This window comes from Nocardia sputorum, assembly GCF_027924405.1.
Taxonomy (GTDB): domain Bacteria; phylum Actinomycetota; class Actinomycetes; order Mycobacteriales; family Mycobacteriaceae; genus Nocardia; species Nocardia sputorum.
This window is the reverse complement of record NZ_AP026978.1, coordinates 1102638-1117960: the sequence shown is the minus strand read 5'-3', so window position 1 is coordinate 1117960 and position 15323 is coordinate 1102638. Positions and strand designations below refer to the sequence as shown.

13 protein-coding genes are annotated in these 15323 nt (G+C 65.9%); 5 read left to right on the top strand and 8 right to left on the bottom strand.

Annotation, left to right across the window (positions count from 1 at the left end; translation table 11 throughout):
- Nucleotides 1-45 precede the first annotated feature (45 nt).
- Nucleotides 46-261 (bottom strand): DUF397 domain-containing protein, encoded by a 216-nt coding sequence (locus tag QMG86_RS04965; RefSeq protein ID WP_281877932.1) that lies wholly within the window; start codon nt 259-261, stop codon nt 46-48.
- Complete coding sequence (locus QMG86_RS04960) at nt 258-1499, bottom strand: helix-turn-helix domain-containing protein (protein ID WP_281877930.1); 1242 nt, start codon at nt 1497-1499, stop codon at nt 258-260. Before QMG86_RS04960 ends, QMG86_RS04965 begins: the two co-directional genes overlap by 4 nt.
- Before the next feature lie 245 nt (nt 1500-1744).
- Between QMG86_RS04960 and QMG86_RS04955 the strand changes: the two genes are divergently transcribed.
- From QMG86_RS04955 to rpoB, 4 genes are all read left to right on the top strand, one after another.
- Nucleotides 1745-2074 (top strand): hypothetical protein, encoded by a 330-nt coding sequence (locus QMG86_RS04955; RefSeq protein ID WP_281877929.1) that lies wholly within the window; start codon nt 1745-1747, stop codon nt 2072-2074.
- A gap of 127 nt (nt 2075-2201) precedes the next feature.
- Nucleotides 2202-2756, top strand: coding sequence for a hypothetical protein (locus QMG86_RS04950; RefSeq protein ID WP_281877928.1), 555 nt, complete (start codon nt 2202-2204; stop codon nt 2754-2756).
- Between the two features lie 283 nt (nt 2757-3039).
- Complete coding sequence (locus QMG86_RS04945) at nt 3040-4230, top strand: Cmx/CmrA family chloramphenicol efflux MFS transporter (protein WP_281877927.1); 1191 nt, start codon at nt 3040-3042, stop codon at nt 4228-4230.
- A gap of 326 nt (nt 4231-4556) precedes the next feature.
- Complete coding sequence (rpoB, locus tag QMG86_RS04940) at nt 4557-8063, top strand: DNA-directed RNA polymerase subunit beta (protein WP_434086193.1); 3507 nt, start codon at nt 4557-4559, stop codon at nt 8061-8063.
- A gap of 72 nt (nt 8064-8135) precedes the next feature.
- On the opposite strand, the gene QMG86_RS04935 is transcribed toward rpoB, so the two are convergent.
- From QMG86_RS04935 to QMG86_RS04920, 4 genes are all read right to left on the bottom strand, one after another.
- Nucleotides 8136-9326: a C40 family peptidase gene (locus QMG86_RS04935; RefSeq protein WP_281877926.1), complete on the bottom strand. Its 1191-nt coding sequence runs from the start codon at nt 9324-9326 to the stop codon at nt 8136-8138.
- Nucleotides 9327-9581: 255 nt separating this feature from the next.
- A complete protein-coding gene (locus QMG86_RS04930; RefSeq protein ID WP_195091448.1) occupies nt 9582-10433 on the bottom strand; it encodes a TIGR02569 family protein in 852 nt (283 codons plus the stop codon).
- 463 nt (nt 10434-10896) lie between these two features.
- A complete protein-coding gene (gene moeZ, locus QMG86_RS04925; RefSeq protein ID WP_281877925.1) occupies nt 10897-12081 on the bottom strand; it encodes an adenylyltransferase/sulfurtransferase MoeZ in 1185 nt (394 codons plus the stop codon).
- A 147-nt stretch (nt 12082-12228) separates the two neighbouring features.
- A complete protein-coding gene (locus QMG86_RS04920) occupies nt 12229-13404 on the bottom strand; it encodes a DUF3152 domain-containing protein (protein ID WP_281877924.1) in 1176 nt (391 codons plus the stop codon).
- A 281-nt stretch (nt 13405-13685) separates the two neighbouring features.
- Between QMG86_RS04920 and fasR the strand changes: the two genes are divergently transcribed.
- Entirely contained in the window at nt 13686-14351 is a 666-nt protein-coding gene (fasR, locus tag QMG86_RS04915) for an HTH-type transcriptional activator FasR (protein WP_040869167.1), read from the top strand.
- 81 nt (nt 14352-14432) lie between these two features.
- On the opposite strand, the gene QMG86_RS04910 is transcribed toward fasR, so the two are convergent.
- Together QMG86_RS04910 and QMG86_RS04905 are read right to left on the bottom strand one after the other, a co-directional pair.
- Nucleotides 14433-14660: a DUF3107 domain-containing protein gene (locus QMG86_RS04910; RefSeq protein WP_159847420.1), complete on the bottom strand. Its 228-nt coding sequence runs from the start codon at nt 14658-14660 to the stop codon at nt 14433-14435.
- Between the two features lie 66 nt (nt 14661-14726).
- Nucleotides 14727-15266, bottom strand: coding sequence for a YceI family protein (locus QMG86_RS04905; RefSeq protein ID WP_281877922.1), 540 nt, complete (start codon nt 15264-15266; stop codon nt 14727-14729).
- Nucleotides 15267-15323 lie beyond the last annotated feature (57 nt).

Here is a 15323-nt window from a genome sequence, read left to right as displayed (position 1 = left end):
CGGACGACGGCTGCGAAGCCGAAGCCCGGGCCGTTCGTCGCGATGTCACAGATCGGAACGCGGATCGAACGCACCAGCCGTAATGCAGGCGGTGAAAGAGCTCCATTGACCCGGTGTGAAGATCAACGCCGGACCGGCCGGGTTCTTCGAATCACGGACACCGACGTGACCAGCCCCGAGCCACGCGATTTCGACGCACTGATCGGCCTCACCACTGTGGACAGACTTGAACCACTTCGCTCCGGATAGGTCGATGATCATTGTTCGTATCTCCTTGCCATATTCCTGAGCAAGTCTCTCGATCGTTGCTCTTCCAATGCAGCGCCCTTGACGGCTTCGTGAATCACCCGGAAGCGGTTCACATCGTCTTCCTCCTCGAAAATCATTGTCCCTATGGCACCTTCCGTGTAGACAACAGACGGCTCGTTAGGTGGGAAGTCGATGATGATGTACGGCGGTACCGCCACCCCTCCAGGGAATCCGGCAGTGAAGGGGACGACGCGGATCGAGACGTTCTCCCGCGTCCCCATGTCAGCGAGATGACGGTATTGCGAAGACATGATTCGCGTAGAACCGACAACAGTACGCAGAGCGGACTCATGCACCAGGAACTCGGCCTGCATCGGTTTGTGCTTGCGGGTGAGTATCGCTGATCGCCGTATCCTCCGTTCCACTACCCAGTCGGTCTCTTCGGATGTGCCCATCGACGCAGATGGTCGCACATTGCGGGCATAGTCAGGAGTCTGCAGTAGACCCGGTATGATGAGCGTCTGGAAAAAGTGCAATCCTGTTGCCGCAGCCTCTAATTGAACATAAGTATTGAACCCGGGCCGCACCAGATCCCGGAAGTCCTCCCACCACGGTTTCACCCGCGCCTGCTCGGCCAGCGATTTCAGGTACCCGGTGCGCTCCTCCGGTAGCCCGTAGTACTGGCAGATGAACTCGATGTCGCGAACCTTGACCTTCTCGTTCTGCCCCAACTCCAGCCGTCCGAGTGACGATCGGCTGATCTCCAGGACTTCGGCTACCTGCTCGAGGGTGTAGCCGTTGGCCTGACGCGCGTCGCGCAGTGCGCGGCCCAACTGGCGACGCGGCAGCGTCGTCCGGCTGATGTCCGACTTGCTACCGACCATTTCCGCTGTGTCCTCCCCTGCTCTCCCACGGTGTGACGTGTTTTTTCCCACGGCGAGAATCGATGTGCGCCCAACTCGGGAATCGTTCGGCGCGTATGCGCCGTTTGTCGCGCGCCTGCCGTTTCGAGCCTCCCGTCGTGAGCACGCCCGCAGCATATGCACATGACCGAACACCACGGAACAGAACTCGATTTCGTCACGAATTTCCGCGCGTCGGACCCGAATACGCGCGATTTCCGGCCGCCGACGCACGGCACCGGGTCGCACCGGCACGGCGGTCGTGGAGCACCGGATGGCTTGCTCGTCCCGCCCGAGATCTGCCGCCACGCGGACGTCCAGCTGGCGCACGAGCAGATGCGGGCTCACCTGACCTGCCGAATCGAGCGGTGTGCGTGGAAGGCGGCGGCGTACCGCACGCTTGTGTTCGCGGGACGGCTGATACCGCAGGCGGTGAGTCACCGGGAACGCGCCGCCGCACGTGGCATGCGGTTCCCGTCACATGACGAAGGTCGTAGGGCCGATCACCTCCACGATGTGCCCACGATTCAGGCTGTGCTGGAACGGCTGTCGGCGTTGGCGACGCCGCCGGAATCCGCGCGAGGGTGACCCGATTGCATCGCACCACCGCGGGAACCGCGCAGGCCGGATGGCGGATAGTGGGGACCCGCATCGAAGTCGTGTTCCTGCGTGACGACGCCGATCCGACCCCTGCCTATCGGCTGCGCAACAACGGCGACACCGTGCCGATTCCGTTGGGCCAGAGCGGGTTCGTCGCATTCGACGAGCGCGCACTCCCGGACCTGGCACAGGTTCGCGAATGGTTCCCGCGCCACTTCCGGCTGTGGGACGCGGTACGCGCCCAGTTCTGGGAGGTTCTGCTGTCCGCGAGCCGGGCGCGAACACCGGATCCGTCCCCACCCCGGCCGGGCGATCTCGCCTGACCCAGTCCATCACTCCGTGCGAGCAACCGAGAGGGACATGTCCAAGCGACGAAACCGTCCGCGCCCCGAGCCGCGGAAGCCCACGAATTCCACCATCCGATACCCACCCCGCGCCACGATCGATTCGATGCTCGCGGCAATGATGACCGAGCGCCGCGCAGACACCCCCGACACCGACACCGTGCACTTCTGGGGATTCGCCCGCACCGAAAGCATCACCGCACACGACGCGGCCCACATCCCGATAGTGCTCGACCCCGATGCCGAGCGCTCTCCCATCCTTGATTCGGCCGAATGGCTGATCCGGAGATTCACCGGTCGTCTGTGGGGTTTCGGCCTCGCCTACCTGACGGTGGGCGAGATGTTCACCGGGGCCGACGGCGTTCCCCCGGACGCGATCCAGGCCGCGGAGACAGGCCGACTCAGCGAACGCGCCACGTCCGACCCGGTATGCGCCGCAACGATTTTCGATGCGCGCGGACGCGCCTACACCTCGTTGACGTACACCCACCTGCCCGAACTCGGACCGACGCCCACCTGGGTGACCGACACCCGCGAGTCCACCGACACCTGGGTCACCCTCTTCGACCAGCGCGCCGTCGCGGCACACGTCTGGGCGGCGGCCATAACTCTGGATCCCGACGCGAACCACCTCGCCATATCTCGTCTGCGGTCGCACTGAATACCGGGCTTTAGGCAGGATGAATAATGCGTTGGGCCGACAGAGGTGCGTTGTTATGGTGTGGGCGTGAATTCTCCGGAGGCGTCCAGACGATAGCCGCCCGGCATATGTGCTGGGCGGCGTTGCGGGTCCAGAACTGCCGGTCGTAGTGCGATCGGCGGGTTTTTCGCAACGCCGGACGATGTCGGTTTCTCCGCGGTCGGGCGACGTTCGCCCGAATTCCGCGACCATCCCGGGCGCCGCGCCGTGTCTGCGTGGCGCCCTGTATCCGGGGAGTTCTCCTATGCCCATTGTGGTGTTCGTGCTGGCTGTCGCGGTGTTCGCGCAGGGCACGTCCGAATTCATGGTGTCCGGGTTGCTGGAGCGGATCGCCGTCGACCTCGGCGTCTCGCTCGGTACCGCCGGTCTGCTGACCTCGCTGTTCGCGGCGGGCATGGTGCTCGGGGCGCCGGTGATGGCGATGGCGGCGGGCCGATTGCCGGTCCGGCAGTCGCTGGCCGCCTTCTTGGCGCTGTTCTGTGTGACCCATGTCGCCGGTGCGATGACCAGCGATTTCGCGGTACTGCTGACGACCCGGGTCGTCGCGGCGGTCACCAACGCCGGGTTCCTCGCTCTCGCGCTGGCGGCCCTGCCGCGCTTGGTCGACCCCGCTATGGTCGGGCGCGCCACCTCGGTGGTGGTATCCGGGGTGACGGTGGCCTGCATCGCCGGTGTACCGGCCGGGACGCTGCTGGGGCAGGCCTGGGACTGGCGGGCCGCGTTCTGGGCCGTCGCCGTCATCAGCGGTGCGGCGGTGATCCCGGTGTGGACGATGGCGCCCCGTGCCGTGGAAGCCGGTGATCGGCCGACAACGCAGCTTCGGAACGAGTGGGCGGTGCTCGGCACACGCCCGGTTCGCATCGCGGTTCTAGTCGCGATCCTGGTCAACGCGGCGACCTTCGCGGGATTCACGTTCCTCGGCTCGATCACCGCCGGGCTCGGCGAGGCCGGTGGCCGCTGGGTTCCGGGCGTGCTGGCTTTGTTCGGCCTCGGTTCGTTCGCCGGCGTGACGTTCACCGGCCGCTACAGCGACCGCCATCGCGAGCGGCTCGTCACGCTGGGCACGAGCGGTCTCGTCGTCGTGTGGCTGCTGGCCGCCCTCACCGCGCATACCCTGCCCGGGGTGGCGATCATGGCGGCGGTGTCCGGGGCGGTCGCGTTCGGCGTTGGATCCACGCTGATCACCACGATCGTGCAGACCGCCGCGCCCACGGCACCGCGAATCGCCGGCGCGCTGGCCACCACCGCCTTCAATATCGGCGCTGTTGTCGGCCCCGCCGTCGCCGCTGTGGTCGTCGACCACGCAGGTGAGCCCGCGAAGGCGCTGTGGTGCGGCACGGTCTTCACGATTGCCGCGGTGACCGTCGTCCGCGTATCCGGACGGCCCGTCCCGTCTCCGGCTGCCGCAGCCACGACAGGAGACCCGGTCGAGTGAATTTGGCGAATTACCGCCAATAGACTTGACGGAGCCCATATCGAGATGCCACTATAAACATGGGAAGACACAAGAAATCATGTGTCTATTTTTTGATGTCCTCGACATCGGTCTCATTTGGGTGTAATTTAGGGCTTCGCGCCGGGTCGCGTGCTGTCCAACTCTCGAAATACGAATCGACCGTGGAAAGTGGCACTGTCTGCGTGTCACCTTCTACCCGTTGTTGTCGAGGCATGTTCGGGCACAGTCCAGCACGGTGCGTGATGAATACCGCCCACAGGACAAGCAGATACGTGCCGGCCACGCGAACGCGTGGGCGGTACCAGGTGCTGGAAGGACGCATCTTGACAGTCTCGACTCAGGCCGATGTCGATGCCGCAATGCCTGCCGATGCCGGTTTCTCCCGGGCCTCGAACCGACTCTCGTTCGCGAAAATCCGTGAGCCACTGGATGTCCCGGGGTTGCTGGAGATCCAGCTCGATTCGTTCGAATGGTTGATCGGTGCGCCTACCTGGCGCGAGCGGGCGGCGCACGGTGGGAGCGCGGGCGGACTGGCGGACGTGCTCGCGGAAATCAGTCCTATCGAGGATTTCGCCGGGACGATGTCGCTGACGCTCTCCGAGCCGCGCTTCGAGGAGGTCAAGGCCTCGATCGACGAGTGCAAAGACAAGGACATGACGTATGCGGCTCCGCTGTTCGTGACGGCGGAGTTCATCAACAACAACACCGGTGAGATCAAGAGCCAGACGGTCTTCATGGGTGATTTCCCGATGATGACCGACAAGGGCACGTTCATCATCAACGGCACCGAGCGCGTCGTGGTGTCGCAGCTGGTGCGTTCGCCGGGTGTGTACTTCGACCACAGTGTGGACAAGGGTACGGAGAAGGACCTGCACAGCGTGCGGGTGATCCCGTCGCGCGGTGCGTGGCTGGAGTTCGACGTGGACAAGCGCGACACCGTGGGTGTGCGCATCGACCGCAAACGCCGCCAGCCCGTGACGGTCCTGCTCAAGGCACTCGGCTGGACGAACGAGCGGATCGCCGAGCGCTTCGGCTTCTCCGAGGTGATGATGACGTCCTTGGCGAAAGACGGCACGTCGGGCACCGATGAAGCCCTGCTCGACATCCATCGCAAGTTGCGTCCGGGCGAGCCGCCGACGAAGGAGTCGGCGCAGACCCTGCTGGAGAATCTGTTCTTCAAGGAGAAGCGCTACGACCTGGCGCGCGTCGGCCGCTACAAGATGAACAAGAAACTCGGCCTGCAGGCCGGCGAAGTGGTCGGCTCACCGGTGCTCACCGAGGAAGACCTCGTCACGATCATCGAGTATCTGCTGCGCCTGCACGCGGGCGACAAGACCATGACCGCGCCCGGTGGCATCGAGGTCCGGGTCGAGGTCGACGACATCGATCATTTCGGTAATCGCAGGCTGCGCACCGTCGGCGAGTTGATCCAGTCCCAGATGCGGCTGGGGCTGTCGCGGATGGAGCGCGTGGTCCGCGAGCGGATGACCACGCAGGACATCGAAGCGATCACGCCGCAGACGCTGATGAACATCCGTCCGGTGGTCGCCGCGATCAAGGAGTTCTTCGGCACCTCCCAGTTGTCGGTGTTCCTGGACGAGCGCAATCCACTCGCGAGCCTCACCCAGAAACGCCGCCTGTCCGCGCTCGGGCCGGGTGGTCTGTCGCGCGAGCGCGCCGGTCTGGAAGTCCGCGACGTGCACTACAGCCATTACGGCCGGATGTGCCCGATCGAGACCCCGGAAGGGCCGAACATCGGCCTCATCGGGTATCTCTCGGTGTACGCGCGGGTCAACCCGTTCGGTTTCATCGAGACCCCGTACCGCAAGGTCGTCGACGGCCGGGTCACCGACGAAGTCGACTACCTGACCGCCGATCAGGAAGACCTGCATGTCGTGGCGCAGGCGAACGAGCCACTCGACGCCGACGGCCGGTTCATCGAATCGCGAGTCGCGGTGCGTCGCCGGAATTCCGAGGTGGAGATCATCGACTCCGCCGAGGTCGACTACATGGACGTCTCGCCGCGCCAGATGGTGTCGGTCGCGACGGCGATGATCCCGTTCCTCGAGCACGACGACGCCAACCGCGCCCTCATGGGCGCGAACATGCAGAAGCAGGCGGTTCCACTGATCCGATCCGAAGCGCCGATCGTCGGCACCGGCATGGAGCTGCGCGCCGCGATCGATGCGGGCGACGTGGTGGTCAGCGAAAAAGCCGGTGTGGTGGAGGAGGTTTCCGCCGACTACGTCACCGTCATGCATGACGATGGCACCCGGCGTAGCTATCGGATGCGCAAATTCGCTCGGTCCAACCAAGGCACCTGCGCCAACCAGCGTCCGATCGTGGACGAAGGCCAGCGGGTCCAGGCCGGGCAAGTCATCGCCGATGGCCCCGGTACCGAGAACGGTGAGATGGCGCTGGGTAAGAACCTGTTGGTGGCGATCATGCCGTGGGAGGGGCACAACTACGAGGACGCGATCATCCTGTCGCAGCGGTTGGTGGAGGAGGACGTGCTCACCTCGATTCATATCGAGGAGCACGAGATCGATGCTCGTGACACCAAGCTGGGTGCCGAGGAGATCACCCGCGATATCCCGAACGTCTCCGATGAGGTGCTCGCCGATCTGGACGAGCGTGGCATCGTGCGTATCGGTGCGGAGGTGCGTGACGGTGACATCCTGGTGGGCAAGGTGACCCCGAAGGGTGAGACCGAGCTGACTCCGGAGGAGCGGTTGTTGCGGGCGATCTTCGGGGAGAAGGCGCGGGAGGTGCGTGATACCTCGTTGAAGGTGCCCCATGGTGAGTCCGGCAAGGTGATCGGGATCCGGGTGTTCTCCCGGGAGGACGACGATGATCTGCCGCCGGGTGTCAACGAGCTGGTTCGGGTGTATGTGGCGCAGAAGCGCAAGATCCAGGACGGTGACAAGCTCGCAGGCCGCCACGGCAACAAGGGTGTCATCGGCAAGATCCTGCCGACCGAGGACATGCCGTTCCTGCCGGATGGCACCCCGGTCGACATCATCCTCAACACCCACGGTGTGCCGCGTCGTATGAACATCGGCCAGATCCTGGAAACCCATCTGGGCTGGATCGGCAAGACAGGCTGGAACGTTCAGCTCGCCGACGGGTCGCGCCCGGAGTGGGCCGAGCGTTTGCCCGAGGAGTTGTTGTCGGCGGGACCCGACACGAATCTCGCGACCCCGGTGTTCGACGGCGCCCGCGAGGAAGAACTCGCCGGATTACTGGCCTCGACGCTGCCCAACCGCGACGGCGACGTGCTGGTCGGAGCGGATGGAAAAGCAACTTTGTTCGACGGCCGCACCGGCGAGCCTTTCCCGTATCCCATCGCGGTCGGTTACATGTACATCCTGAAGCTGCACCACCTGGTCGACGACAAGATCCACGCGCGCTCGACCGGCCCGTACTCGATGATCACCCAGCAGCCGCTGGGCGGTAAGGCGCAGTTCGGTGGCCAGCGTTTCGGCGAGATGGAGTGCTGGGCCATGCAGGCCTACGGCGCGGCCTACACCCTGCAGGAACTGCTGACCATCAAGTCCGACGACGTCGTCGGCCGCGTGAAGGTCTACGAGGCGATCGTCAAGGGCGAGAACATCCCGGAACCGGGCATCCCGGAATCGTTCAAGGTCCTGCTCAAGGAACTCCAGTCGCTGTGCCTCAACGTCGAAGTGCTGTCGGCGGGTTCGGCGATCGAGTTCCAGCACGGTGACGACGAGGTCGATCGCACCGCCGCGAACCTGGGCATCTCGTTGTCCGGCAGTGAATCCGCTTCGGTGAACGACCTGTCGAGCTGATACCGCCGCGCATTGGCCGGCGCGCCGCGCACGGAACTGTCGCGATAGTCCGTGCGCGGTGCACCGGAGCCGTCAGGAAGCCCTCGCCTGGTTGGACGGCGGCTTGACGACGCCGACGAGCGATCCCGCGTTCATGGAATAGTGATTGGACCTCAATGCATCCCCCGAATTTCCTTCGATGGTGGTGATCCGGCCGGTGCGCGGATCCACGGACTCGACGATCCCGACATGGTCGGGGTTTCCGTCACCCTCCCAGTCGAAAATGATCATGTCGCCTGCTTGCGCGTTCGAGATATTCGCCGCCAACCCCATGTGCTTGGCGTCGTTCCAGATAGAAGGCACGTAGTTCGGGTTGGACCAGTCGACGTTGTAACCGGCCTTCTCCCACACCCAGGTGGAGAAGGCCGCGCACCACGCGTCATTGATGTTGTAAGGCGCCTCGTAAAGCTCGCCATTCGGACCACGGAACACCGGGATATTGTTGCCGCCCGATTCGGAGACACCGAGCGCCAGTTGCTCGCGAGCCTTCGCAAGAATATCGTTGGGGGTTCCTTTCCCTGGGGTCCAGGTGGCATCGCTCGCGGGCAGCGCCCACGGAGCCCGGTATCCGGGATCCGGCGCGTTGCCGTAGGGATTGCGCGGGAGGTCCGGAATCATCTGGTAGATATTCCCCGCGTCCCTTTGCATGCCGCTGTCCGCGTCTTCGATCGTGTCGAGCACACGGTCCACGCCCTCCAGGATCAACTGCAGCAACCGGTTTTCCTCGGCGGCGGTCAAGTGCAAATTTCCATCGGGCAGCTGGGTCAGCTGATGCTCTCCGGGTGCACGACCCAACTCGTTTTTGAGCCCATTGACGATCTCTACGACGTCCTGGAACGCCTTGTTCGAGGTGTCGAAACTCGCGATAGCACGTTCCTGCACGTTGTCGTTCTGCTTCTGCAGTTCCGACGTTTTGTCCAGGAACGCTCCGCGCTTTTCTTCGTAGTCGTCGACCAACACCGACGATCCTGGATCGAGCGTCTGGGCGCCGTCCTGGGTGAGCTTTCGGCCGGCCGAGGTCAGCAGACCGCCGTCCTTACCCCATACATCTTTGTCCGCCAGCCAAGTGATCATGTCCTTCTGCCCGCCGTCCCAGCCGGACGCGAACAACAAGACCGAGTTCTGCATATACACATTCGCCGCGTCGACGACCGCATTGAGACCGGCGCTGGCGTACTTGGGATATGGCAGGTTAGGGAGATCCAAGTCCGACAAGGTCGTCATGCACGCCCTCCACCCGACGCGGTCCCCACGGTCGGCCTCCGCGGGATAACAAACAGCATTCGTCAACCTCTCTCGGCGAGAGTCTCCTGGCACATGCGGCGCGCACATGCGTTACCGCGAGTATCCGGCATTCCCGACATTGGCGACAACGGGCGGCGACCTGCGAATCCGTCCGAACCCGGGACCGAATGCCCGCCGGATCGAACGAGCAGGACCCCGCGCATCGAACCGCGTTGTCCGAGAGAGACTTCGTCTTCAGAGGGTCAGGCGCACCATGTCCGCCGTGCGCGCCAGACCCGGGAACGCCTGGGGCGTCGACCGTGGATGCAGCGCGTGCACCGCCAACCGGAACATCACCGCGCGCAACAACATCTGCGGCCACTCCGGCAGGTCCGCCCAGCGATCGAGCAAGCCGTCGTCCGCGCCGCCCCAGGACAGGGCGTCCACCACGACCACCGCCGCCGCCCACGGCACCGGCCGCCAGTACGGGGTGATGTCGGAGAGTCCGGGGACCTGCGCGCCCGCGAACAAGACCGTGCCGAACAGGTCACCGTGCACCAGCTGCGGCGGGGTCTGCACCGGCTTGCGCAGGGTGGCCAACTGACCGATCAGTTCGATGCTGCGCCGGCCGTCCGGGGAGGTCGACAGCGAAGCGCCCCCGGCGCGCAGGCTGCGCAGGGGCACCGGCTCCCAGGCGGCGCGATCGGCGGCGACGAACACGTCGATGTCCACCCACGGCACGACCGGTGGCTGGGCGAGAAAGCGCGGCCGCTCCAGATCCGCCGTCGCCTGATGCAGGCGCAGCGACACCGAGACCACCTCGTCGTGCCGTGGCTCGGGAGCGCCCTCCAGATAGGTGTCCGCACGCCAGCCGGACACCACGTAGCGGCCGTCGGTCGCCCGCACCGGACGCGCCAGCCGCAAACCATCGACCTTCAACGTCTCACGGATCTTCGCCGACCACGCCGCGCGCGCGTGATCGGCGACGGGACTCAGCACCACGTCGCCGAAGCGCCAACCGCCTTCCCAGTCACCGAGCGAAACCGGGGTCACTTCGCGCAGACCGAACGTGGCACGCACATGCTCGGGAGGTTCCACAGAAGTCACGGCCGTACGGTACGTCGTGTCTGATTTGGCGCGCCTCCGGCGCGCCGTGTTCGCGGCCCTCTTGTGGCTCGTGTCCGAGCGACCGCCGCTGGCGACTTCGTCGCGTACGCGGCGGCCGTTCGGACACGAGCCGGGCCGCGAACGGCACATGCTCGGTCTCGCTTCGCTCGAAACCGGTGGTCGGGCATATGTTGTCGCTCCGCGCCCATCGCGTCTACCGGGGGTCTCGGCGATCGGGATTCGGCAACGCGCACACCGAGTGCACACGGCCATGATGGATCCCGGTCAGCGGGCACCAGCCACTGAATCCAGCAGCGGCCGCTCACATTGACACTGAGCGTCTACACCGCAGGCCATTCCGACGGCCGAGCACTTGCCGCGCCCCAGCTTCTGCCCGAGCGACGGCGATCGACGCGTTCTCGCTCCGCCGATGCCCCGGTAGGGGGCGTCGGCGTCTACCGCCTCAGTACACCGGTAGCGACTTGTCCACCTGGTTGGCCCAGGCGATCACGCCGCCTTGCAGGTGGGTGGCGTCGGAGAAGCCCGCGCGTTTCAGGGCGGCCAGGGCCTCGGCGGAGCGCACACCGGTTTTGCAGTGCAGCACGATCGGACGGTTCTGGGGCAGCTCGGCCAGCGCCTCGCCGGACAGGATGCGGTCCTTCGGGATGAGTTTGGCGCCCTCGATGTGCACGATGTCCCACTCGACCGGCTCGCGCACGTCGATCAACTCGATGTCCTTACCCGACGACAGCAACTCCTCGAGTTCGCGCGCGGTGATGGTGGACCCGGCAGCGGCCGCTTGGCCCTCCTCGGACACGACGCCGCAGAACGCCTCGTAATCGATCAGCTCGGTGATCGGCTGACGCTCCGGATCGCGGCGCAGCTTGATGGTGCGGTAGTTCATGTCCAGTGCGTCGTACACCATCAGACGGCCCAGCAGCGGCTCGCCGATGCCGGTGATCAGCTTGATGGCCTCGGTGACCATCACCGAACCGATCGACGCGCACAGCACGCCGAGCACGCCGCCCTCGGCGCAGGACGGGACCATGCCGGGCGGCGGGGCTTCCGGGTACAGGTCGCGGTAGTTGATGCCGCGCCCGTCCGGGGCGTCCTCCCAGAACACCGAGACCTGACCCTCGAAGCGGTAGATCGAGCCCCACACGTACGGCTTGCCCGCGAGCACCGCGGCGTCGTTGACCAGGTAGCGGGTGGCGAAGTTGTCGGTGCCGTCCACGATCAGGTCGTATTCGCGGAAGAGCTCCACCGCGTTCTCCGGTTCCAGCCGGAGCTTGTGCAGCCGGACATCGATGCCGGAGTTGATCTCCAGGATGGAGTCGCGCGCGCTGTCGGCCTTCGGGCGGCCGATGTCGGATTCGCCGTGGATGATCTGACGCTGCAGGTTCGAGGCGTCGACCTCGTCGAACTCGACGATGCCGAGCGTGCCGACACCCGCCGCGGCCAGGTACAGCAGGGCGGGCGAGCCGAGGCCACCGGCGCCGATCACCAGCACTTTGGCATTCTTCAGACGTTTCTGTCCGTCCACGCCGAGATCGGGGATGATCAGGTGTCGGCTGTAGCGGGCTACCTCATCCCTGGTCAGTTCCGCAGCCGGCTCGACAAGTGGCGGCAGGGACTTGGGTGATGACACGTCCAGGACTCCTCGAATCGCTTGGCCGATCGCTGCGGCGGTATGACGCCCGTGGCGGGCTGGGTCCACTGTGCAACACCGGCGACCGGGCCGTTCTTCCCGTCCATCGTTCCGTATACCGGATACGGCGTGACAGCCGCCCCGCCCTTACCCCCGCGGGTAGGGCCAGGGGTTGAAACGGCAGCGCTTGCCGTCCATCGGGACCACGCCGTGCGGATCGAGGGCGGCGATGTCGTCGTTCTTGGTGCCGAAGGTCTGCTGCATCATCACCGGCGCCAGCCCGCCGTCGGTCTCACATGCCTGGTGCTGGTGATAGCCGATGGCGTGGCCGACCTCGTGGTTGATCAGATACTGCCGGTAGGAGCCGATATCGCCTTCGAAGGCGAGCGCGCCGCGCACCCAGCGCACATCCGACAGCACCACGCGGCGATCGTCGGCGTTGTAGCAGGAGGTGTCGATCGGGATGTCGAAACCGCACTCCTTGCGGCTGGAGCCGCGTGAGGTGAGCGAGACGCGGAAGTCGGCGTCGCCTTGGTCGACCCGGCGGAACGCGAACTTGGGGTCGTGCACCCAGCTCTTCGGATTGGCCAGGGTGGAATCGACCATCTTGGCGATGGCCTCGTCACCGCCCAGGCCGGAGGTGTCCACGCCGTTCTCGATCTCCACGGTGTAGCGGAAGACGGTCGCGGTTCCGGTGCCGATCTGGGCCGTGGTGCCGGGCACCACGTGCCAGGAGCCGGCGCCGGTCTCGGCGAACCCGCCGCCGTCGGGCAGTGCTCCGGTGGGGAGATCGGTGGGAAAGTGCCCGTCGCCCGGCGGGGCGCCGATGATGCCCGCGGTGGCGGTGGCCGGGCTGAGTCGCCCGAGCCCCGGATCCGATCCGGCAGAGCTTGCGGTGTCGGCCGCGCGCACCGCGTCGACGGCGACCAGAACGGTGATCACGACCAGAACGGGCAACGCGTATGCCCGCCAGCCGTAGGTGGAGACGAATCTGCCGAGGGCGCTCTGCTTCTTGGCGTCCCGTTCGGGACGACCGCGGTCCCTGCCGTCGTCGGGTGACGTGGGATCCCAGCGGGCGCGCAGCGGCTGATGGGATCGCTCCGCCTTGTGGGAGTAGAGGCCGAGCGGATCGTAGACCTCGACATCGTCCTGATCGGACTGCTGCCGGTCCGAATCAGGCTGCGGCGCGGGAGTTTCGGGTGCCGTGCCGCGCTTGCGCTTGCTCGTCCTGCGGCCGGGCGACCCGCCGCCTGCTCCGGAACGCTTGGCTGCGCCGGTCCGAGCCGCACCATCCGTTCGCGCCTCTGGCCAGGTTCTCGCCATGCTGTCCGACCCTACGGAACCGGGCGCGCCGGAGCCAGCCGGGCGGCGCGCACCACGCCGCCCGCCGGGTGGTCGCTCCGGTCGGTCGGTCACGGTCATCAGAGTCTCACAGCAGCGGATCCCCACTGACGGGCACATCGGCGGCCCCTTCGGTGCGACAATGTGTCTCCGGGTGGCACCAGTTGTCCGGCCCCGATCCGCGGGCGGGCAACAACCGGGTATCGTTCATGAGATAACCCGGTGCACACCCCTTTGCCGGGGAATCGACTGGGAGAGCCGAAATGACTGACCTCGTGGACCGGATGACGTCCCGTCGATCGTCGTCCGAGGCCATGGCACCCGCCAAACGCGGTACCCGGCTTCCGCGCGACGAGCGACGTCAACAGCTACTCGCGGCGGCAAGCGAAGTCTTCGTGCAGCGCGGCTACCACGCCGCGGGCATGGACGAGATCTCGCAGTGCGCCGGAGTGAGCAAGCCGGTGCTGTACCAGCACTTCAGCAGCAAGCTGGAGCTCTATCTCGCTGTGCTGCAGAACTACGTGGACATGCTGGTGTCCAGCGTGCGCCAAGCGCTGCGCTCCACCACCTCCAACAAGCAGCGCGTCCGCGCGGCGGTGCAGGCGTACTTCGATTTCGTGGACAACGAGATGCAGGGCTTCCGCCTGGTCTTCGAGTCCGACCTCACCAGCGAGCCGCAGGTGCAGCGCCGGGTCGAGCAGGCCACCGAGGCCTGTGTGGACGCCGTCTTCGACCTGGTCGCGCACGACTCGGGCCTGGACCCCTACCGGGCCCGCATCCTGGCCGTCGGCCTGGTCGGCGCGAGCCAGTTCACCGCGCGGTACTGGCTGGAGGCCGATCGGCCGATCCCGAAGGAGGAGGCGGTCGACACCACCGTCTCCCTCGCGTGGGGCGGCTTGAAGCACGTGCCGCTGCATCCCATCGACTGAGCGGTTACAACGACGAACGAGCCCCTGCCCCCGAGCGATCGGGGAACAGGGGCTCGTTGCTTGTCGGCCGGAAACCGGGAGTCAGACCGCGGCGAAACCGACGCGGCCGCCGGTGGTCGAGCCGATCTCGACGTAGGCGACCTTCGAAGCCTGGATCAGGAACTTGCGGCCCTTCTCGTCGGTGAGAGCCAAGACGCCGCCGTCGCCGCCGAGCGCACCGGACACCAGCGCCTCGACCTCTTCCTGGGTCTGCGCGCTGCTGATCACCAGCTCGCGCGGGCTATCCGAAATACCGATCTTGACCTCCACGGCCAACCTCCGAACCTGAGAGTCCTGTGCTGTCGAGTCCAGGCTAGTGGTGGCCGCCGGAGAAGCTCACTTCGGCTCGATGAGCTGAATCTCGAGCTCGATCTTCACGGTGTCGCTGAGCATGCCGGGCAGCGGGCCGCCGACGCCGAAATCGGTTCGCTTGATGGTGCCGGTGGCGGAGAAGCCCGCGTGCCGGTCGCCGGTCGGGCCGAAGTCCTGCACCCCGCCCCACTCGACCTCCAGGGTGACCGGCTTGGTGATCGTGCCGAGCGTGGCCTCGCCCTCGACCTCGAAGGTCTCCGCGACGAGCACCGGATGGTTGGCGCGGAAGGTCAGCGTGGGGCGATTGGCGACGTCGAGGAAGTCGGCGGTGCGGATGTGCGCGTCCCGGTCGGCGTTGCCGGTGTCGAAGGAGTCGAGGTAGATCGTCGCGCCCACGGTGGCCGCGCCCGACTCGTCGACCACGAATTCGGTCTCGAACCGGGTGAATCCGCCACGGACCTTGGCGATGCCGAGATGGCGGATGGTGAAGGCGACCGAGGAGTGCGCGGCGTCCAGCGCCCACGAACCGGACTTCAGCGTGGTGGATTCCGAGGTAGATGTCATGCCTCCGACAATGACCGGACCGCGGTCCGGTAGCCAGACCGCCGTTATCCTGGACCT